This window comes from Caballeronia sp. ATUFL_F1_KS4A (assembly GCF_023630905.1).
Taxonomy (GTDB): Bacteria; Pseudomonadota; Gammaproteobacteria; order Burkholderiales; family Burkholderiaceae; genus Caballeronia; species Caballeronia zhejiangensis.
Genome location: NZ_JALQEB010000043.1, coordinates 1 through 21,530 on the forward strand (window position 1 = coordinate 1; position 21,530 = coordinate 21,530).

15 protein-coding genes are annotated in these 21,530 nt (G+C 61.7%); 11 read left to right on the forward strand and 4 right to left on the reverse strand.

Annotation, left to right across the window (positions count from 1 at the left end; all coding sequences use genetic code 11):
- Nucleotides 1-238: 238 nt before the first annotated feature.
- Nucleotides 239-1,372, reverse strand: a complete 1,134-nt coding sequence (locus tag NCS03_RS28710) for an MraY family glycosyltransferase (RefSeq protein WP_250530315.1) — start codon at nucleotides 1,370-1,372, stop codon at nucleotides 239-241.
- Between the two features lie 781 nt (nucleotides 1,373-2,153).
- Here NCS03_RS28710 and NCS03_RS28715 point away from each other — a divergent pair.
- The 10 genes from NCS03_RS28715 to NCS03_RS28760 all read left to right on the forward strand — a co-directional run bounded on the left by NCS03_RS28715 (nucleotide 2,154) and on the right by NCS03_RS28760 (nucleotide 15,748).
- Complete coding sequence (locus tag NCS03_RS28715; protein WP_033536895.1) at nucleotides 2,154-4,394, forward strand: polysaccharide biosynthesis tyrosine autokinase; 2,241 nt, start codon at nucleotides 2,154-2,156, stop codon at nucleotides 4,392-4,394.
- A 94-nt stretch (nucleotides 4,395-4,488) separates the two neighbouring features.
- Nucleotides 4,489-5,766, forward strand: a complete 1,278-nt coding sequence (gene tviB, locus NCS03_RS28720) for a Vi polysaccharide biosynthesis UDP-N-acetylglucosamine C-6 dehydrogenase TviB (protein WP_008346170.1) — start codon at nucleotides 4,489-4,491, stop codon at nucleotides 5,764-5,766.
- A 122-nt stretch (nucleotides 5,767-5,888) separates the two neighbouring features.
- Nucleotides 5,889-7,094: a glycosyltransferase family 4 protein gene (locus NCS03_RS28725; protein WP_241484842.1), complete on the forward strand. Its 1,206-nt coding sequence runs from the start codon at nucleotides 5,889-5,891 to the stop codon at nucleotides 7,092-7,094.
- Nucleotides 7,087-8,157: an SDR family oxidoreductase gene (locus NCS03_RS28730; RefSeq protein WP_250441632.1), complete on the forward strand. Its 1,071-nt coding sequence runs from the start codon at nucleotides 7,087-7,089 to the stop codon at nucleotides 8,155-8,157. The genes NCS03_RS28725 and NCS03_RS28730 overlap by 8 nt, the downstream gene beginning before the upstream one ends.
- Nucleotides 8,154-9,320, forward strand: a complete 1,167-nt coding sequence (locus NCS03_RS28735) for a glycosyltransferase family 4 protein (protein ID WP_175980292.1) — start codon at nucleotides 8,154-8,156, stop codon at nucleotides 9,318-9,320. Before NCS03_RS28730 ends, NCS03_RS28735 begins: the two co-directional genes overlap by 4 nt.
- A 13-nt stretch (nucleotides 9,321-9,333) precedes the next feature.
- On the forward strand, nucleotides 9,334-10,497 hold the full coding sequence (locus tag NCS03_RS28740; RefSeq protein WP_250530316.1) for a glycosyltransferase family 4 protein: 1,164 nt from the start codon (nucleotides 9,334-9,336) through the stop codon (nucleotides 10,495-10,497).
- Nucleotides 10,497-11,516 carry a hypothetical protein gene (locus NCS03_RS28745; RefSeq protein WP_008346179.1) on the forward strand — a complete coding sequence of 340 codons (1,020 nt, stop codon included), beginning with the start codon at nucleotides 10,497-10,499 and terminating at the stop codon, nucleotides 11,514-11,516. The genes NCS03_RS28740 and NCS03_RS28745 overlap by 1 nt, the downstream gene beginning before the upstream one ends.
- A 47-nt stretch (nucleotides 11,517-11,563) precedes the next feature.
- Nucleotides 11,564-12,670, forward strand: coding sequence for an EpsG family protein (locus NCS03_RS28750; protein WP_235366307.1), 1,107 nt, complete (start codon nucleotides 11,564-11,566; stop codon nucleotides 12,668-12,670).
- A gap of 5 nt (nucleotides 12,671-12,675) precedes the next feature.
- Nucleotides 12,676-13,686, forward strand: coding sequence for a polysaccharide deacetylase family protein (locus tag NCS03_RS28755; RefSeq protein WP_250530317.1), 1,011 nt, complete (start codon nucleotides 12,676-12,678; stop codon nucleotides 13,684-13,686).
- 124 nt (nucleotides 13,687-13,810) lie between these two features.
- Nucleotides 13,811-15,748 carry an acyltransferase family protein gene (locus NCS03_RS28760; RefSeq protein WP_250441634.1) on the forward strand — a complete coding sequence of 646 codons (1,938 nt, stop codon included), beginning with the start codon at nucleotides 13,811-13,813 and terminating at the stop codon, nucleotides 15,746-15,748.
- A 10-nt stretch (nucleotides 15,749-15,758) separates the two neighbouring features.
- Here NCS03_RS28760 and murJ read toward each other — a convergent pair whose 3' ends face one another.
- Complete coding sequence (gene murJ, locus NCS03_RS28765; protein WP_250530318.1) at nucleotides 15,759-17,144, reverse strand: murein biosynthesis integral membrane protein MurJ; 1,386 nt, start codon at nucleotides 17,142-17,144, stop codon at nucleotides 15,759-15,761.
- Nucleotides 17,145-17,315: 171 nt separating this feature from the next.
- A complete protein-coding gene (locus tag NCS03_RS28770; RefSeq protein ID WP_008346189.1) occupies nucleotides 17,316-17,879 on the reverse strand; it encodes a serine O-acetyltransferase in 564 nt (187 codons plus the stop codon).
- Between the two features lie 1,142 nt (nucleotides 17,880-19,021).
- On the opposite strand from NCS03_RS28770, the gene NCS03_RS28775 reads away from it, so the two are divergent.
- Nucleotides 19,022-20,233, forward strand: coding sequence for a glycoside hydrolase family protein (locus tag NCS03_RS28775; protein ID WP_008346191.1), 1,212 nt, complete (start codon nucleotides 19,022-19,024; stop codon nucleotides 20,231-20,233).
- A 69-nt stretch (nucleotides 20,234-20,302) separates the two neighbouring features.
- Here the strand turns inward: NCS03_RS28775 and NCS03_RS28780 are convergent, their stop codons facing one another.
- Nucleotides 20,303-21,478 carry a GDSL-type esterase/lipase family protein gene (locus NCS03_RS28780; RefSeq protein ID WP_175980287.1) on the reverse strand — a complete coding sequence of 392 codons (1,176 nt, stop codon included), beginning with the start codon at nucleotides 21,476-21,478 and terminating at the stop codon, nucleotides 20,303-20,305.
- Between the last annotated feature and the right edge of the window lie 52 nt (nucleotides 21,479-21,530).

Here is a 21,530-nt window from a genome sequence, read left to right on the forward strand (position 1 = left end):
AACCTCCCGTTCCTATTGGGAAAATTGCCTCCGAAACACTAACACTCATTTGTGTCCAGGATTTCTAGAGCAGATCAGAAGCGATCAAGGCCTTTTTTTATGCGTCGATTGCACGCGCCTCACTGCTCAGGCTTCAGTGCATCGCTGCTTCACCGCTTGACTGCATCGCTAAAACTAAAAGGCCCCGGTCGATTCGACCGGGGCCTTTCGTGATTACGTTCCTACGAACTGCTCAGGATCACTTGTGATGTGTCGTCTGCTCGGCAACCGCGCTGGCAACGACGCTCCGCCGCTGACTGCCGAGGAGCCATCGCGGCGTCTTGAACCGCACGATCGCCGTGTAGAGCCAGACGTACGCCACCGCGAACACGACCGCCGTCACCGCGAGCACCACCGGGTTGTGCCAGAAGAGCGACGCGGGCACGATGCCGATCATGCTCAGCACCCACAGATACGGCGACGTGCGCGCGTTTCTGCGCTGACGCTGACGCGGGTCCGTCCCTTTGCGCACGACTCGCTTGAAGATGAGCGTGTGCAGATGGATGCCGTCGGGCGCGCCGACCGGACGCCCGCGCACGATCCGGCGGCGGTAGATCGAGAAGAGCGTTTCGAAAAGCGGATAAATCGCGACGACCATTGCATACCACGCACAGACGTTCGGATGCCGCGCGACCAGCAGCACGAGCAATTCGGCGATCGTGAAGCCGATGAAATACGCACCGCCGTCACCGAGAAAAATCGACGCAGCCGGATAGTTCCAGATCGCGAAGCCGCCGATCGCGCCGATCATCGTGAGCGCGGTGCTCATCACGAGCAGATCGCCGACTTCATGCGCGACATAGCCTATCGAACCGAAGATCAGAATCGCCACGACGGCGGCGAGTCCGTTGAAACCGTCGATGATATTGACCGCGTTGGTGAGGCCGGCGACCGCGAGCACGGTGAGTCCCATCGCAATGGGCGTGACGGCGAGGATCGGATCGACGAGCGGCAGATCCACACGGCCGACGACGCCGTTGAGAATGAACGCGCCGAGCAGCGCGGCCAGCATCGCGCTCAGGAGCCGCGCCCGCACGCTCACGCGCTTGGTCAGGTCTTCGATCACGCCGCTTCCGAATGCGGGCGCTGCGCAAAGCAGCAGCAAAAGGGACTCGTCGCGCGGATTGCCGCCGAAGATCGCGGCGATGGGAAACGTCACGCAGGCCGCGACCATCAATGCGATGCCGCCGACCCGCGGAACCGGATGAGAATGGTTCTTTTGAACCCCGTTCAAATCATGATCCAGGGAAAGCGCCCCGTAGCGTCCCGCGAATCGAACTATAAGTAGCGTCATGCAGAAAGAACTGATGAAGCCAAGCGCAAGGTTTAACATTTTTTTCACTCACGAAGAGGGCGCATCTCTTTTCGAATATCAATACCCGAAAGCCTATGGTAGGTACAACCCCTGCCATTGTCCACGCATTTATGGCGCTTTAATGTGTGAAACCGAGCCTACTGCGATTTTATTGGGGCTTCCCCCGATTATTCATACAAACCCGAAATTAATAGCGCGTTAAAACACGGATTTCATATAAAGGACTTAATGCGCACTTTTGAAATTCGCGCCTTGTCCGTACGCAAGCCCACCTTCGCGCGCATATTCTTGTGAGTGCCGGTACGTTTTTCCCTGCGTTAGAGCCCAGCGGGCCGGCGCTGCCGGCACAACAGGCCCGACGAGCCCGTCGCGGGAGGCGAAAAAATGTCCGCAAATCGAACCCAGGCTAAACCGGTTTTCTTCATAGAATTAGCAGTTCGATTAATAGCGATTATATGTGCGGTGCCGCGCATACAACAAGGCGGCCTATGCTACTTTTCGATTTGCTCAAATGGCCCGCATACTCGTTAAATTCTTAAAAGCGGGAAAGCGAACACTCGGTCGCTCTGAAAGGTTCGATAAACAACAAAAATCGTCTGTGGGAATTTCTCTTTTTTTGGGTCGTGTGTTTCAATACGACTGCAATGCCGGGGCGGGATTTTAACGGCCCTGAATGCAGGCCTGAATTCAAGAATAAGGAAATGATGTTTGCGCCCTTAGGGGTGCGCCGCAGGTGTTTCGATCCGCATCCGGTGCGCTTGCCGCGCCGGTCCCATAAGAGCCTGTAACGAGACGTTCTATGAAAGTTAAAAATCAGGCGTCAGCCGTAATGGCCGAGAGCGAGAAAGAGATCGAGCTGACGTCGATTCTCGAAACGCTGGGCCGTCACTGGAAGATGATCGCGGCGACCGTGGCGGTCGTCTTCAGCATCGGGGTGGTGTACGCGTATTTCTCGGCCCCGATTTATCAGGCCGGCATGCTCGTCAGAGTCGACGACTCGAGCAATGGACAGCCGGCCGACTCACGCGACATGGTTCGGACCGCGGCCACGCTGTTCGATCAGCGTGCGACGGCCGAAGGCGAGATCCAGGTCATCGGATCGAAGTTCGTGCTCGGTCCCGTCGTCGATGCGCTCAAGCTGTACATCCAGGCAGCGCCGCATCGCTTCCCGATCATCGGGGGCATGGTCGCCCGCATGAACGATGAAACGTCGACTCCCGGTCTCTTCGGCCGCGGCGGTTACGCATGGGGCGCCGAATCGATCGACGTGTCCGCGTTCGACGTGCCGAAGAAATACGAAGGCAAGGAATACACGCTGCGCTATCTCGGCAACGGCCAGTATCAGGTGCGCGGCCCGGGCGTCGAAACGGGCGTCGGCGGCCAGGTCGGCAGCGTGCAGCGTTTCGACACCGACGCCGGTCCCATCTCGCTGCTCGTGGGCTTCATCCACGGCGAGAAGGGCGTCGAATTCGATCTGACGCGTAACTCGCGCGTGTCCGCCATCGATCGTCTGCAGAATTCGCTGGCGATCGCCGAGCAGGGCAACAAGTCGGGCGTCATCAGCACGACACTGGAAGGCAAGGACCCGGTGCTCGTGGCGGCGACGATCAACGAACTGTCGCGCATGTACGTGAAGCAGAACGCCGATCGTCGCGGGATCAACGCCGAGAAGTCGCTCGAATATCTCGAGCAGCAGCTTCCCGACGCCAAGCGTCAGATGGAAACGGCCGAAGACAACTACAACGCGTATCGCAACAGCCGCACGCTGTTCAATCCGGACGAAGAAGGCCGCATCGTGATGCAGCAGGCTTCGCAAGCGGATGCGCAGTTGCTCGACCTGAAGCGCCGTCGCGCCGACCTGGCCGTGCACTTCTCGCCCTCGCACCCGAGCGTGGTGGTGATCGACCAGCAGATCGCGGCGACCGAGAAGTACATCAACGACCTGGCAGCGCGCGTCAAGGCGATGCCGCAGGCCGAGCAGGGCGCGCTTCGTTTGCAACGCGACGTGCGCATGAGCACCGACGTCTATTCGGCATTGCGCAACAACATTGAAACGATGCGCCTCATCAAAGCCGGCCGCACGCCGACGGTGGAGCTGCTCGACCACGCCGAAGTGCCCGAGCGTCCCGTGAAGCCGGTCAAGGCGCTGGTGCTCGTGATCGCGGCTGGTATCGGTCTGTTCCTCGGCATCGTGATGGCGTTCGCTCGCGACTTCCTGTTCAAGGGCGTGCTCGATCCGAAGGAACTGGAATCGAAGACGGGTCTTTCGGTATTCGCGACGATTCCGGACAGCGAGCGTCAGAAGGAACTCGCGAAGCGCATCGCCGAGAAGAAGCCGGAACAGCTCGCGCTCGCCTCGCGTTACCCGACCGATCCGGCTGTGGAAGGCCTGCGCATGATGCGCTCGTCCCTGCAGTACGCGTTGATGGATGCGCCGAACAACGTCGTGATGCTCGCGGGTCCGCTGCCCGGCATCGGCAAGTCGTTCGTCTCCGCGAACCTGGCGACGCTGCTCGCCGCCGGCGGCAAGCGCGTGCTGCTCGTCGACTGCGACCTGCGCCGTGGCCACCTGAACCAGTACTTCGGCCTGCCGCGCGGCAAGGGTCTCGTGGATGTCGTGAACGGTTCGGCCACGCTCGAAGAGACCGTGCATCGCTCGGTGCTGAACAATCTCGACTTCGTCCAGTGCGGCTTCTATCCGCCGGACCCGGCCGAGCTGCTTTTGTCGGACGCATTCACGGAATCGGTGAATCGCGCATCGGCGGAATACGACATCGTGCTGCTCGACGCACCGGCCATTCTGGCGGTGTCCGACACGGCGATCATGGCGCCCGTCGCGGGCTCGATCTTCCTGGTTGCGCGTTATGGGGATACGCGTTCCGGGGAAATCTCGGAGTCCGTGAAGCGGCTCGAACAATCGGGCGCAAGCGTCACCGGCGTGTTGCTCAACGGCTTCAAGGTGCACTACGGCAACTATGCCCAGGCGCGCCAGTACGGCGGCTACGCCTACGCTGCCTACAAGGCCGACAAGGAAGACTAGAGACTGACTCATCCGGCATTTGCTTCAGCTGGACCCCGAATCGAACAGCAGTACTAAATAAACGTCCTGAGTTGCATAACGAGGAGAAGTGAATATGTTCTCGCCGCAAGAGTTGAAACTCGGCATTGTCGGATTGGGCTACGTTGGCCTGCCGCTCGCCGTCGAATTTGGCAAGCGCCATCCCGTCGTGGGCTTCGATATCAATCGTGCGCGCATCAACGCGCTGCGCGAAGGGCGCGATGTCACGCTCGAAGTCGACGATGCCGAGCTGGCTTCCGCGACCTTCATGCAGTACAGCGCCGATGTAGAAGACCTGCGCAGCTGCACCGTGTTCATCGCGACCGTGCCGACACCGATCGATCACTACAAGCGTCCGGACCTGTCGCCGCTGATCGGCGCATCGACGACCATCGGCAGCGTGCTCAAGAAGGGCGACGTCGTCATCTATGAATCGACGGTTTATCCCGGCGCGACCGAAGAAGAGTGCGTCCCGGTGCTCGAAAAGATGTCGGGCCTGAAGTTCAACGAAGACTTCTTCGTCGGCTACAGCCCCGAGCGCATCAACCCGGGCGACAAGTCGCACCGCCTGCCGGACATCAAGAAGGTCACGTCCGGCTCGACGCCCGAAGTGGCCGATTTCGTCGACGAGCTCTATCGCGGCATCATCACGGCCGGCACGCACAAGGCGAGCAGCATCCGCGTCGCCGAAGCGGCCAAGGTGATCGAGAACACGCAGCGCGACGTGAACATTGCGCTGATCAATGAACTGTCGATCATCTTCAACAAGATGAACATCGACACCGAATCCGTGCTGCTCGCGGCCGGCACGAAATGGAACTTCATCCCGTTCCGCCCGGGCCTCGTCGGCGGCCACTGCATCGGCGTGGATCCGTATTACCTGACGCACAAGGCGCAGGCGATCGGCTATCACCCGGAGATCATCCTCGCCGGGCGCCGCCTGAACGACAGCATGGGCAACTATGTCGTCTCGCAGCTCGTGAAGACGATGACCAAGCGCGACATCGCCATTTCGGGCGCGCGCGTGCTCATCATGGGTCTCACGTTCAAGGAGAACTGCCCGGACCTGCGCAACACGCGCGTGGTCGACATCATCGCCGATCTCAAGGAGTACGGCGTCCAGGTCGACGTGTACGACCCGTGGGTCTCGAAGGAAGAGGCGCATCACGAGTACGGCATCGATCCGATCGATCAGCCCGCCAAGGGCGTCTACGATGCGGTCGTGCTCGCGGTGGCGCACAAGCAGTTCGCCGATGAAGGCGCGGAAGGCATTCACGCCTACGGCAAGTCGCAGCACGTGCTGTGCGACCTCAAGTACGTTCTGCCGCCCGAGGCGAGCGACATGCGTCTCTGAGGTTCGGTGGCATCGGCATTGACCGGTGCAGGCCGTCGCACAACATCGCCGCGGTTCGGCTCCCGGAATTTCGGGGGTTGCCCGCGGCGATGTCAACCGGACGTTCGGAGTTCGCAATGAAGATGCCCAAGGTAGTTCTGTACGCCAACACCGATTGGTATCTGTTTAATTTCCGGCTTTCGTTCGCTCGCAAACTGCGCGACGCGGGTTTCGAAGTCATTCTGTTGTCACCCGACGGCGAATACGGCCCGAAGCTGCGCGATCAGGGTTTTCGCTGGCATGCGGTGCCGATGAACCGGCGCAGTCTGAATCCGCTGCGCGAACTGGCGCTCGTGCTCTGGCTCGCGCGCTTCTTCCAGCGCGAAAAGCCGCAACTGGTGCACGGCTTCACGATCAAGAGCGCGGTGTACGGCTCGTTCGCGAGCAAGCTCGCAGGCGTGCCGGCGCGCGTGAACGCGGTCGCGGGGATGGGCTACGTCTTCACGAGCCGCGATCTGAAAGCGCGTATCTTGAAGCCGGTCGTGCGCACGGTGATGCGCTCGGCGCTGAACGGCCGCGACAGCATTCTCGTCCTGCAGAATCCGGACGACATCAAGCTGTTCGAAGCCGCGCGCATCGTCGAGAAGCAGTCGATTCGTCTGATCAAGGGATCGGGCGTCGATCTGACGCGCTTCAAGGTGCGCGAGGCGTCGCCGGACGATGCGGCCAAGCCGCTGCGCATTCTGCTGGCGGCGCGGCTCGTGTGGGACAAGGGCATCGAAGAATATGTGGAGGCGGCGCGCATGCTGCGCCGCGAGAATCGCACCGTGCGCTTCCTGCTCGCGGGTTCGCCCGACGACGGCAACCCGGCATCGGTGAGCACGGCGATGGTGCAGGGCTGGGTGAAGGAAGGGCTCGTCGAATGGCTCGGTCATGTGAGCGACATGCCGAAGCTCTTCACGGAAGTGGATGTGATGGTGCTGCCGAGCTATCGAGAAGGCTTGCCGAAAGCGCTGATCGAAGCCGCGGGCTGCGCGCTGCCGCTCATCACGACGGACGCGCCGGGCTGCCGCGAAGTGGTCAGCGAGTCGGGCGTGGATGGTTTGCAAGTGCCGGTGCGCGATGCACGCGCGCTCGCCGATGCGATCCGCCAGCTCGACGACGACCGCGCGCTCGCGAGAAAGCTGGGCCTCGCCGCGCGCGAGAAGGCACTGAAGAATTTCGACGAACGCATCGTCATCGAGAAGACGCTCGCCGTGTATCGCGAGCTGGTTCCCTCGATCGCGATCGAAGACGAGCGCCGCGAACACGCCGCGCCCGTCGGCAAATTTGGAGACTTTCATGTCTGATCGTTACGAATCGATCCGTCAACAACTGACGCGCACGCCGCAGAAGTGGCTCATTACCGGCGTCGCCGGGTTCATCGGCTCGAATCTGCTCGAAGCGCTGCTGAAGCTCGACCAGGACGTCGTCGGGCTCGACAACTTCGCGACCGGGCATCAGCGCAATCTCGATGAAGTGCGCTCGCTCGTGACGCCCGCGCAATGGGCGCGCTTTCGCTTCATCGAAGGCGATATCCGCAATCTCGACGATTGCCGCACCGCGGTGACAGGCGTCGCGCACGTTCTGCACGAAGCGGCGCTCGGCTCGGTGCCGCGCTCCGTGAACGATCCGATCACGACGCACGAAGTCAACATCAGCGGCTTTCTGAACATGCTCGTCGCCGCGCGCGACGCGAAAGTCGAGAGCTTCACTTACGCCGCGTCGAGCTCGACGTATGGCGACCATCCGGGCCTGCCGAAAGTCGAGGATCGCATCGGCCAGCCGCTTTCGCCGTATGCGGTGACGAAGTACGCCAACGAGCTGTACGCTTCGGTCTTTGCGCGCACGTACGGGTTGAACGCCATCGGTCTGCGTTACTTCAACGTGTTCGGCAAGCGCCAGGATCCGGACGGCGCGTATGCGGCCGTGATCCCGAAGTGGACGGCCGCGCTCATCGACGACGAACAGGTGACGATCAACGGTGACGGCGAAACGAGCCGCGATTTCTGCTTCATCGACAACGTGGTGCAGATGAACATCCTCGCTGCGCTCTCCGAGCCGCAAGCGCGCAATCAGGTCTACAACGTCGCGGTCGGCGATCGCACGACGCTCAATCAGCTCTATGACGGCTTGAAGCGCGTGCTCGCGGATAACGGCGTCATCAACGAAGGCAGCCCGGTGTATGCGCCGTTCCGCGCGGGCGATGTGCGTCATTCGCAAGCGAACGTCGATAAGGCCGCGCAACTGCTCGGCTATGCGAGCGCCATTCCGCTCGCCGACGGACTCGCGATCGCGATGCCGTGGTACATCCGCTTTCTGTCGCAGCGCCGCGTGCCGGTCGAAGCCGAACTCGCGACGAGGCCCGCATGAAAATAGTCGTTTTCATCTACTCGATGCACGGCGGCGGCGCTGAACGCGTCACTGCCAATCTCGCGAACGAGTGGGCGGCGCTCGGCTGGGAAGTGACCGTCGTCACGCTGACAGCCGGTGAAGGCGATGTCTATCCGTTTCATCCGGGCGTGAAGCGCATCGAGCTGGGGCTCGCGGGCGGCGTCGAGGGCGGCGGCTTCGTGCGTACGCTGCTGTCGAACGCGAAGCGCGTGCGCGCGTTCCGCAAGGTGTTGCGCGAGACGAAGCCTACTGTCGCGCTCGGCGTCATGGCGACGGCCAACGTGCTCGCCGTGCTTGCGGGCATCGGGCTGCCGTACAAGATCATCGCGAGCGAGCACACGCATCCGCCGCGCGCGCCGCTCACGCCGTTCTGGGAGCGTCTGCGGCTCTTGACGTATCGCTTCGCGGACAAGGTCGTCGCGCTCACCGACGAAACCCGCGACTGGATCGAAACGCATTGCCGCGCGACAGACGTCAAGGTGATTCCGCCGCCGTTCACGCTGCCTATCGCGCGAACGAATCCGATCATCGAGCCGAAAAGCGTCGTGAAGGACGGGCGCAAGTTGTTGCTCGCGGTCGGACGGCTCTCACCCGAAAAAGGTTTCGACAGCCTCATCGATGCGTTCAGGAAGATTGCCGGCGCGCTGCCGCAATGGGATCTGGTGATCGTCGGCGAAGGGCTTGCGCGTGCGAGTCTCGAACGCCGTGTCGAAGAGGCGAAGCTGCGCGGCCGCGTGTTTCTGCCTGGCCGCGCGGGCAACGTCGCGGACTGGTACGAGCGCGCCGATCTCTACGTGCTGAGTTCGCACTTCGAGGGCTTCTCGATGACGCTCGTCGAAGCGATGGCGAGCGGCTGCGCGGCCGTGAGCTACGACTGCGATTCGGGTCCGCGCGTGATCGTCACGCACGGCATGAACGGCCTGCTCGTGAACCCGGTCGGCGATGCGAGCGCGCTCGCGAAGTCGCTCGAATCGCTGATGAAGGACGACGCAGAACGTCATCGCATGGCGCTGTGCGCGACGTCGGTCAACGACACGTTCGCGTTGTCGAAGACCATCGCGCTGTGGCAGGAAGTGTTCGAAGAGTCGGGCGTGAAGGTGCCGCGTCGCGCGGAACTCCACGTTCCCGCAGCCGGACGATGAGGAGCCACGACCGATGAAGATCATGCTCGTGGTCAGTTCGATGGGAAGCGGCGGCGCGGAGCGCGTCGCGGCCTCGCTCGTCAATGCGTGGGCGCAACGCGGCGATACGGTGACGCTCGTCATCACGTATAGCGGCCGTGGCGCGTGCTTTTATCCGCTCGCGCCGAACGTGCGCTGCGTCTTCCTCGCCGATCGCGTGAAGGCCGGCGCGCGTATGCTGCAATATCCCGCGCGCTTTCGCGCGCTGCGTGCGCTGATCCGCGAAAGCGCGCCCGATGTGGTCGTGTCGTTCCTCTCGAACGTGAACATCACGACGATTCTCGCGACGCGCGGCCTCGGCATTCCGGTGATCGCGAGCGAGCACATCGATCCGTCCGCCGACGGCCGTTCGCAGCTCATGAGCCAGATGTGCCGCTTCGTTTATCCGAGCGCGGACCTGCTCACGCTGCTCACGGACAACATGGAGGCATCGTTCAGGAAGATGGTGCCGCGCGTGAAGCGCATCGAAGTGGTGCCCAATCCGCTGCCGGACGAGTTGTTGCTGTTGCAGCCCGAAACCATCGAGAAGAGCGCGCGCAAGCGGCTCGTCGCGGTCGGGCGTCTCAACACGCAAAAACAGTTCGATATGCTGATAGATGTATTCGCGACGCTCGCGCCCGAGTTTCCGGACTGGGATCTGTGGATCTGGGGCGAAGGCCCGGAGCGCGCGGTGCTCGAAGCGCAGGTCGCGCAACTGAAGATGAACGAGCGCGTGCTGATGCCCGGCAAGACGACGACGCCTTGGGAAGAGATGGCGCGCTCGGATGCGTTCGTGCTGTCGTCGCGCTACGAAGGTCTGCCGATGGCGATGCTCGAAGGCATGGCGCTTGGCCTCGCGACGGTCGCGTTCGACTGCAAGAGCGGCCCGCGCGAACTCACGCGCGACGGCCAGGACGGTCTGCTCGTGCCGGCCGGCGACAAGGCCGCTCTGATCGATGCGCTGCGCCGCGTGATGTCGGACGAAGCGTTGCGCGCCGAGCTCGGACGCAAGGCGGCGGCATCGGTACGGCAGCGTTATTCGTCGCCGGCGATCCTGCGTCAGTGGGACGCGATCTTCGCGCAACTCGGCGCACGCTCGCGCGGCGGCGAAGGCAAGAGCACGGCTTATGCGCGTGCGGTGACGGGAGAGAAAGCGTAATGGTCGACCGGCGACAAGTGATCCGCTCGCTGCTGATGGGCGCCGTCGCCAGTGGAGCGGGCGTCGCCGGCTTCGACGCGCGCGCGGCGCAGAAACGCGATGTCGTCACCGACAAGTCGTTCGGCGTGAAGGGCGACGGCAAGACGAACGATCGCATCGCGCTGCAGCGGGCCATCGATCAATCCGTCGATTCGACCTTGCTCATCACGGGCAAGTGCCGTATCGACGACAAAGGGCTCGACCTGCGGCGCGATAGTCACCTGCGCTTCGCACCGGGCGCGTCGATCAAGCTGCTGCCGCACGATACGTCGTTCTATTCGATCTTCCGCATCTGGGACGTGAGCAACGTGCTCGTCGAGAACGCGGTGCTCGACGGTAGCAAGGAGCTTAACGCCGCGAAACCGGCGCTGCGTGAAAACGGTCACGGCATGGGCTTTTCGATTGCGGGAAGCACGGAGGTGACGCTCATCTCGCCGAAGACGATCGGCTGCTGGGGCGATGGCATCTATATCGCCAACAGCTACAACGTCGCGTTTAAGTACAGCAGCGGTATTCGCGTGGTGAATCATCATGCGGACCGCTGCCGCAGACAAGGCGTGTCGATCATCAGCGGACGCAACATCGTGTTCGAGAATCCGCTGTGGGAGAACATCGGCGGCACGCAGCCGGAAGCGGGGCTCGACGCGGAGCCGAACAGCAACGCCGATATTCTCGAGAACATTCGCATCGTCAATCCGACGACGCGCAATTGCCGGTACGGGATCATCGTCTGGCTGGAGGAGATCGTCGGGCCGATGCCCAAGCATGTCGATATCGGCATCACGAATCATCGCGACGAAGGCGCGAGCGATGCCGCGTTCGCCGTGTCATCGCTCAAGCTGAATGGGCGCAAGGTGTCCGGGCAGATCGCGAGTCATTCGCCGACATGGGTGAGTCCGAAGATGTCGACAGTGGAAAGCATCGATTACGACAAGGCGGGACCGAAGATCATCGTCACCAACCTGAGGCTCGTGCCATGAAAGCCGCGCCCACACACAATAACTAAAGCGGAAAAAAGGCCAATACGATGCAAGCAACGACAATGAACAATACGGCGCAGCAAAGCGCACAGAGCGCGCAGAGCGAACCGATACGACGCATGACCGGATTCGCGTACTTCATGACGCCATCCGGCTGGGCGTTCCTTGTGCTCGCGGCCACGGCGCTCTCGATCGTCGCGTTCCGCGAGCGCAGCGTCGGCCTGATCTTCGACCAGGAAGCGTACATCCAGTACTTCCGCTCGACCGACTGGCACTGGCTTGTGCAGTTCTATCAGAACCGCGAGTCGGATATGGGCTTTCTCATCAGCCTTATCACGGAAGAACTGGGCTGGCGCTCGTGGGTCATCCTCCTCAATGCGTTCGGCGTGTCGCCCGAAGGCGGCATCCGCATTACGGTGGTGCTGCTTAACCTGGTCGTGATGTATTCGCTGTTGCAGACGCGCAGGCCGCTCATCGGTCTCGTTCTGTGGCTCGTGATTCCGTATGCGCTCGCTACGGTCGGTCTGTTCCAGATCCGCCAGGGCTTCGGTCTGGCCATCGCGATGCTCTTCGCGCTGCGCTTCAATAAGCCGACCATCGGCATGGGGCTCGCGAGCTTCGTGCACACGACCTTCGCGGTGCCTACAGCGTTCCTGATGACCGCCGGTTTCATCGGCGAGCAAAGGAAAGCGCGCGCGCTCGTCGCGGTGAGCGTGGTGGCGATCGTGCTTGCGTCGGCGGCGAAGTTTCTGTTTGCGACCTACGGCGGCCGTCGTATCGACGAGTACTCGGGCTATCAGGAAAACTTCACGATCAAGCTGCTGTCGCTGCTGCTGTTCTACACGATGGCATCGGTCATGGTGCTCTACTCGACGTGGCGCGCGCAGGATACGCAGCGTCAGCGCGCATTCACGCGGCTGTCGATCATGCATGTCGGACTCTTCGTGTATCTCGTCGTTGCGTTCTTCGTGTTTCCGTTCGCGAAGGGCCGCGTCTGGTATTGCGTGCCGCTGCTGCTGCCGTTCCTCGCGCCCGAGATCAAGTTCAAGAACGCGATGGTTCTCGTCATCACCTTCGGCGTGTTCGTGGCCGTCGCAGCCGACGCCACGAAGAGTTATTTCGAAGGCGTCTATCACTACTTCCTGATGCCCTGACGACGATGTCCTACTTCCTGATTTCGCTCGATTTCGAACTGATGTGGGGCGTGCGCGACCATCGCTCGATCGCCACATACGGAAAGAACATTCTCGGCGTGCGCGAGGCGATTCCGGCGATGCTCGACATGTTCACGAAGTATCGCGTGAAGGCGACGTGGGCGACGGTCGGCATGCTGCTGTTCGATAACAAAAAGGACCTGCTCGCGAATCTGCCCGACGTCCGGCCGACTTATACCGATACGAAGCTGAGTCCATACGCCAACGGTTATCTCGATTCGATCGGCGATAACGAAAAGAGCGATCCGTACCACTATGGTCTGTCGCTCGCGCGTCGGATCGTCGATACCGAAGGCAGCGAGCTCGCGAGCCATACGTTCTGCCATTACTACGCACTCGAAGCAGGGCAAAACAAGGCGCAGTTCGCCGCCGACATGGAAGCATCCGTCGCATCGATCCGGCGTCTCGCCGATCCGCCCGCGAGCATCGTGTTTCCGCGCAATCAGGTGAACAACGCGTATCTGTCGGTGTGCGCGGAGCAAGGGCTCGTCGCGTATCGCGGCACGGAGCGCAGCTGGATGTATCGCGAAACCTCGCGCGCCGATGAAGCGGCGATGCGCCGCGCGGCGCGTCTCGTCGATACGTACATCAATATCTCAGGCGATCACGCGTTCGATCCGCGCCCGGCTCGCGGACTCATCGACGTGCGTTCGAGCCGCTTCCTGCGTCCATATGCGCGCAACAAGCGCGCGCTCGAATGGCTGCGCATCCATCGGATCAAGCAGTCGATGACGTCGGCGGCGCGCACGGGGCGTTCGTTCCACTTGTGGTGGCATCCGCATAACTTCGGTGCGAATCTGGCCGAGAACCTCGGCGTCCTCGAAGCGGTGCTGAAGCATCACGTGTACTTGAGAGAGACCTACGGCATGCAGCCCGCGACCATGGCGGAAGTCGCGCGGGCGACGCAATCGGAAGAAAGCCGGCTTGCGGAGATGGAATTCGGTTTGTTCGTATGACGAAGTAATCAGGAAAGGCAAGACGCTAGAAAATAACCCGCACCGCGGGCGCGATGCAATGGCGATGTCCATTGCATCGCGCTGGCGCGTGCGCGGCAAAAAAGAAGTTCTTGGGGGAAGCGCGATGAACTTTCGTAACGACATCAACGGCCTGCGCGCGTTCGCGGTTCTCGCGGTCGTCCTTTTCCACTTCGATGTGCCCGGCTTCAAAGGCGGCTTTCTCGGCGTCGACGTGTTCTTCGTGATCTCCGGTTATCTGATGACGAGCATCATCTTCAGACGCCTTTCGAAGGACAGGTTCTCGGTGCTCGAATTCTATGGCGATCGAGCGCGGCGCATCATTCCGGCGCTCGCGTTTCTTTGCTTCGCGCTCGGTGTGTTCGGCTGGCTGATATTCCTGCCTTCCGAGTTTCGCGCGTTCGGCAAGGCGGCGGGATCGAGCCTCGGCTTCTTTTCGAACATCGTTTACTGGCGCGAAGCGGGTTACTTCGATACGCGCTCGCATCTGAAATGGCTGCTGCATACGTGGTCGCTTTCCGTCGAGTGGCAGTTCTATCTGCTGTATCCGCTCGGCATTCTGCTCGTGCGCAAGCTCTTCGGGCGACGCGGGACGAAGATCGCGCTCGTCGGCGCCGCGCTCGTTTCGTTCGCGGCGTGCGTCTATCTCTCCGATCCGACGAAATGGCCGACGGCCGCGTTCTTCCTGCTGCCGACGCGCGCATGGGAAATGATCGCGGGCGGTCTCGTCTATCTGTTCCCGTTGACGGCGGGCAGGCCCGTGCGCCGCACGCTGGAATGCATCGGCCTCGCGATGATCGCGTACGGCGCGGTCATGTTCAACGAGAACAACGAATGGCCGGGCTACCTCGCGCTCGTGCCGGTGCTCGGCACGGCGTTCGTGATTCTCGCGGCGCGCAGGCATTCGATCTTCACGGGCAATCCGCTCGCGCAGTTCATCGGCAAGATTTCGTACTCGGTCTATCTCTGGCACTGGCCGTTCGTCGTCGCGCTCACGTACTTCGACAGGGAAGGTTCGCTGCGCTGGCGCGCGGCCGCGATCGCGGGCGGCTTCGTCATGGGCTATCTGTCGTATGCGCTCGTCGAGTCGAAGACCAGAAAGCCGCCGGCGCGAGACGAGGCGCGCGCCTTTCCGCGCTTCATCACGCTGCGTCCGATTCTCGCGTTCACGCTGCTGCTGGCAATCGGCGGCGGCAGCATCTATGCGAGCCAGGGCGTGCCGAATCGCTTCGACCGTTCGGTGTTCATCGCCGATAGCGAGACCTACGACACCAATCCGCATCGCACGAAGTGTCACATGATGATCGATCCGTGCGATGTCGCGAACAAGCAGAAGGAGAGCCGCGTCGTGGTGCTCGGCGACAGTCACGCGGAAGCGATCGCCGAAGCGGTCGTCGACGCCGTGCCGAACGGCAAGCCCGATGACGTGCTGCTCATCACGATAGAAGGTTGCCCGACGATCTACGGCATTCGCCGCGGCAATGGCGATTGCTTCGATCAGGACCGCAAGTACATCGATATCCTGAGCCGCGATCAGAGCGCGAAGACGCCGGTCATCATCGCGAATCACTGGTCGCAGTACTGGTCCGGTCCGACGATGGACGACTTCGCGTTCGTCAATCCGGAGCAGCCGGCGCAGACATCGACGCCGTTCACGACGGAGTTGTATCGCGAGCACTTGCTATCGACCGTTTGCCGCATCTCGAAGATTCGCCCGGTCTATCTCGTCGAACCGATTCCCGAGTTCGACTTCAACGTGCCGCTGACGCTCGCGCGCGAGAAGATGCGGGATCCGAAGGCGCCCGATCTGTCGATCACCATGTCGGATTACGTTCAGCGCAATGGCGCGTTGCTGCAGGCGATGCATCAGGCACACGATCAATGCGGCATCCATCTGCTCGACCCGCGTCCGTTCCTGTGCCCGGACGGCAAGTGCATGGGCTCGCACGATGGCCGGCCGCTTTATTCCGACTTCCATCACATGAGCGAATACGGCAACCGCTTCCTCGTGCCGATGTTCCGGCGCGTCTTCGAACAAGGTTGAAAGCAGGTGCTTATTGCGGCGTGCCGGTATCGTGCTGCGCGTCGTTGCCGGTGAACGGCGGCGCATAGCGCGTCCAGAAGATATAGCTCGCGAGCACCGCGATCGCGCCGATGCCGGTCGCGAGCAGCACGCCCTGCGCGCCGTAGTAGCGCACGAGAATGACGTTGCCGATGATCTTCGTCGCGAAGCCGATCAGCGAAATGACGGAGATCGCGCGATAGCGTGTCTCGCTCGCGAACAGCTGCACGAGCACGCACATGCCGAAGTAGAACGGCACTTGCAGCAGCCCGTAGCGAAAGAGCGTGGTGACGGCGATGGTGTCGTCGGCCGTGAACGCGCCTTTCTGAAACAGCAGCTTCACGACGTACGGCGCGAGCGCATACGCGAGGATGCTGCCGGTCAGGCCCAGTACGGTCATGATGCCGGACCACTTCAGCGCGGTGCTGCGTGCGCGCGCATGATCTCCGCGATGAAGAATCTCCGCGAGAATCGGCAAGGTCGCGCGCGTGATCGCAAGCGCGCCCATGCTGAGCACGAGCGAGAGCAGCCGGTTCGCGTAGCCGAGCGTCGCGATGGCGCCGTCGCCTTGCTGCGCCATGAAGTACTGATCGATCGGAAGCCACAGACTCGCGACGACCGCGCCGATCGTGAGCATGCCCATCGAGCGGATCGTCGATGGCCACTGCTTCGCGCGCATCGAAACGCGCGGCCGGGCGGGCATCGTGTCGGCGCGCCTGGCGAGCACGCGCAGCCACGCGGCCTGCACGACGAAGCCGAGCGACGTCCCCATGACGAGCGGAAAAATCGATTCGTTGTTGCGCGCGGCAAGCACGAAGACCAGCAGGCCGATGGCCGGCACGCATTCGAGCAAGGTGTTGATGTGCTTGCCCGACGCCTGCAGCCGCGACGACGAAATGCAGATCGTGAAGGTCAGCACGCCGACCGGCGTCATGCTGATGATCATCGCGCGGCACATGTCGCGTGTGGATTCGGCGAGACTGCCCGCGATGACATCGGCGAGATAAGGCCAGAAAAGCCATAGCAGAAGCGACGAGCCGAGGCCGAGCACGAGGCCCACGCCTTCCAGCTCGCCGAGAAAACCGTTGCGCTGCGACCTGTCTTCCTGAAGCGAGACGAGCGCGGGAACGAGCAGCACGGCGAGCACGTTCGTGAGCATCGTCGGCAGCCAGGTGACGAGCGTGAGCGCGAACTGATAGGCGTCGACCGTGCCGCTGATCCCGTAGCGATACGCGATCGCCATTTCCTTCGACGCGCCGATGCACTTCCCGGCGATCACGAAGATCAGCAGGACGACCGCGCTTCTTGCGATTCTCTTGTGATCCTGATGCACGCCGCCGAGACGTCGTCTCACCGATTGCACTGCTGCGCTCAGCACGGGTCCTCCTGCGTGGGAGCCTTTCGCCGCATGGCCTGACGTCGATACGAAAGCGCCATGCGACAGAAATCACGCGAAGGCCCGCGGCTTTCGCGTGAGAGAGGAGAGCGTGCACCAAAACGGGCGGCGTGACTGTTCGCTAAGGCACCTCGCCATGCCGAAGCCGGCCCTTCATACCGCGCCTGTCTGCCACGGACGCATGATGTAGCGCGCCGCCCGCTCGGGCGTGGCGTCGTCGGTCAGAATGCGCGCCGGGCAGCCGGCCACCGTGACGTTCGGCGGAATATCCTTCGTCACGACGCTGCCCGCGCCGATCGTCACGTTGTCGCCGATGGTCACGTCTTCGATGATGCAGACGTTCGGCCCGATATACACGTTGTTGCCGATGGTCGCCGCCTTGCCGTGATTCGATCCGATGGTCACGCCCTGCGAGATGTTGCAGTTCGCGCCGATGACCGCCGTCGGGTTTACCGCGATCGTGCCGATATGACTGATATAGAAGCCCGGCCCGATGCGCGTGCGCGGACTGATGACGAATCCGAAGCGGCGCTGCTTCAGACGCACGATGTGGTTGAGCACGAGGCGCATGGGCCGCGACGACGCGGCGCTCGCGAGGCGCAGCCAGAACATGTAGTTGAACCCTTCGTTCAGCATCAGTTGCTCGAGAAGGAGCATGACGCTGTACTCGCCCGTATAGCGATAGAGATCGCTTTTGATCAGATCAAAGGTTTTCATCGCGGTGTATCCGCTGGTCGTGTGATTTCTTGTAATACCTCCGGCCGGAATCGGCCGTTCCCCCAACTGTGCTGAGCGCACCAAATCCGAGACTAGTCTTTCTGTCCAACTGGATCAGTGCGAAACGGAACATATGACCGGCTGGCAATCGAAACGATTCCAACTTTCGCCTGTTTTGTCTGTTGAATAAACCAGTTTTCTTTAATCAGATCATTAGCGTTTCGGTCGAATCCCAAGCTGCGCGCGGGATTCAGCGGAAAATGATCCGATTCGTAAAAACCCGATAAGGGTATGCCCTGTAGGGTCTTTCGTCTTTTGAATGAAAAAAGTTTTTGGACCGCACTTACAAAATCCGATTCGTCGGATGAAATCGTTTAAAACGGTGCTTACTTGAATGTAATGTTGGGACTGCAACCGTGCAGAAGCGGCAATTTTGGTGCGTGTCTGGATAATCGTCGGCGGATTGACCGGTCAATAAGGCGAAATAATCGGCGGATTGTTGCTCGTTTCGGCATACGAAAGGCGCTCTGCAAGCCCCACCGGGCCTTCCGAGGCGATAGGTCGCGCTCTCGGCGGGTGAACGTTCGTGTCGTTATAATCGATTCTTCAGATGATTAATAGTCATCGTACCTCAACTGGTTTGAAGTGGTGTTATTCATCTACGGTATTAACATTAAAAAAGCGGTAGATTAATTTACTCGCCGCCGATTAAAAGCGGAAATGCACAGCAATAAAGACGCGAAAAAGCAAAATAATAAGTTACAAGCGTACATTTTGTAACAAGTGCCGGGTAGAAACGCCTCGTAACAATCTGTAGGATTTAAAAAAGACGGTAATTACTGCCGTCAGACTTCAGCGCTTCATCAGCCCGTTCGCGGGCCAATCAAGCGCGGGGTTGAGTGGGTACTTCCGGATTATCTGGCTCTTCCGACTCTGGTTCGTCCAATCCCGAAGTCGTCATGTTTTTCGCCGAGATGCCTTTCGGAGTCGCCGTGTGCGGCTGTCGAGCGCTGAGCGGCGCAATCGTTTGCGCCTGCTGAATTTGCGTTGGTCATCTCACGCCCATAAAGAAACGTTGCGTGCGGCCGTAGTCGCATGAACGGGTCCGCCCGTCGACAACGCACAACCAACTCGGAAAGACAATGCTTTCGAACAACACTCAGGCAGACACCCAGGCAGACAACACCGTCGTCGACACGCGTATCGCAACCCGTCGCAAACTCCTGACCTCGCTTATCGCGGGTAGCGGCGCGTTTGTGCTCGCCGCATGCGGCGGCGGCAGCGACAGCGCGGCCCCCGATTCGGTCGCCGATCGCTGGAGACGCCGTAACACCGGCAGCGGCGCCTCGACGGCGACGCCCGCGAGCTCGGCTTCGTCGGCAAGCGCCACGACGACCGCCAGCGCGCCGGCCGCGGCAAGCTCGACGAACGCCGCCAGCACGAACACCGCGGGCACCATCAACGCATCGTCGTTCGGCGTGAAGGCCGACGGCTCGACCAACGACCGCGCCGCGCTGCAAGCCGCCATCGACGGTTCCGTCGGTCAGATTCTCCTGATCTCGGGCCAGGTCCGCATCGACACGACGGGTCTCAAGCTGCGCACGAACACGCACATTCGCTTTGCGTCGGGCGCTTCGATCAAGCTGCTCCCGCACAACGCCGACATCTACCAGATGATGCTCATCGAAGACGTGAGCAACGTCATCGTCGAAAACGCGTACCTCGACGGCAGCAAGGAGCTGAACTCGGCTTCGGGCGGCGAGCACGGCATGGGCTTCTCGATCATCGGCGCACAGAACGTGCACCTGATCGCGCCGACCACGATCAACACGTGGGGCGACGGCATCTACATCAACGACAGCCAGAGCAAGAAGAACACGCCGACGTACAACCTCGTCGTCGACAACCACAAGGCCGACGGCTGCCGCCGTCAGGGTGTGTCGATCATCTCGGGCGACACGATCACGTTCAACAGCCCGATTTGGCAGAACATCACCGGCACGGCGCCGGCTTGCGGTCTCGACTTCGAACCGAACGACAACTCGGCCGTGTTCAAGAGCATCACGATCAACAGCCCGACGACGGCGAACTGCAAGGGCGGCGGCATCAACGTGTGGTTCGGCTCGCTGCCGGGTCCGATCAGCAAGACGGTCACGATCGCGATCAACAACCACGTCGACACGACCAGCCCCGGCGGTTCGTTCGCGGTTCAGGGTCTGTCGCTCGACGGCTACATCGTCAACGGTCAGATCAGCAGCACGAATCCGAAGTGGAAGTACCCGCTGATCGTCGAGCAGTGGGACAACGCGGGTCCGCGCATCAACGTGCAGAACCCGACGATCGTCAAGTCGTAATCGGCGATGAAATGAAAAACGCCATGCGGATGAATTTTCCGCATGGCGTTTTTTGCTTTTCCGCGCCGCCTACTTGAGCCAGTTGAGATTGACGGAATTGGCGATCGCCTGCAGCCCCGCCTGATTCGGATGCAGATGGTCGCCGCTGTCGTACGCACCGAGCATGACAGGCGGATTGGCCGGATCGCCGAGCGCGGCGGCCTGATCGAGCACGGCGTCGCAGCCGCTGTCGGGCGTCGCGACGAACGCGTTCACCGCTTGCCGCGTCGCTTCGATGTCGGCCGTCCACGGCGACACGCCCTCGAACGGCGTGAGCGTCGAGCAGATCGCCTTGACGCCCGCCGCGTGCGCGCTCTGCGTCAGTTGCGCGAACGCGCTGTTCAGGCGCGCGGCCGTCGGCGGCGATCCGCCGATCAGGTTGTTGACGGCATCGTCGGAAATGATGACCCACTTGACGTTGTACTTGTCGAGCACGTCGCGCTGGAAGCGCGTGAGGCCGGCATCGCCCGCGTCGTTCGTGAAGAAATCGTTGCCGGCGATACCCTGATTCAGCACGCCCACCGTCATGCCCGCCTGCTGCAGACGCGCGGCGAGCAGGTTGGGCCAGCGGCCGTTCGTGTTCGGCGGCGAATCGATGCCGTCCGTGATCGACGCGCCGAACGCGACCACCGCGCCCGTCGCACTGGCGTTCTGCACGACGACGTCGGTGAGGAAGTAATACGACTGCGCGCCGAGCGCGTTGACCACGCCGCCCGCGAATTCGGTGTCGGCGCTGACATCGCCGGGCGCGACGTACACGTCCTGCAGGCCTTCGGCGTGGCCGGTGGTTTCCGATGGCGTCTGCTGCGGGAGATAGGCGCTGACGACGATGTCCGACATCGCCGGCACCGCGATCGCGATCGGATCGCTCATCTCCGTCTTGCCGGGCGGAATCGTCACGAAGGGCTGACCGTTGAAGGTGACGGCCCTGTCGCTGCCCGGCACGGTGCGTTTGCCGTCGGCGCGCAACGCGACGCGCACGTCGCCGATCACGAGCGGCTCGCTGCCGTACTGATTGGAAAACTGGACGCCGGCGGCCGTCCCGCCGATGCTCGTGTGCACGATCTGCCGGATCGTCTGATTATTGAAGCCGCCGCCGCCGACGATCATCGGCGCGGTGCTCCAGGTGCCGGTCCACGGCAGGGTAGCGCTGACGTTCTGCGCAAAACTCGACGACGTAAGCGGCAAGGCGAGCGCGGTGGCCACGAGGGCTCGCTTGAGGCGAGGAAATCGCTTGTTCAACTTGTTCTCCGAAACC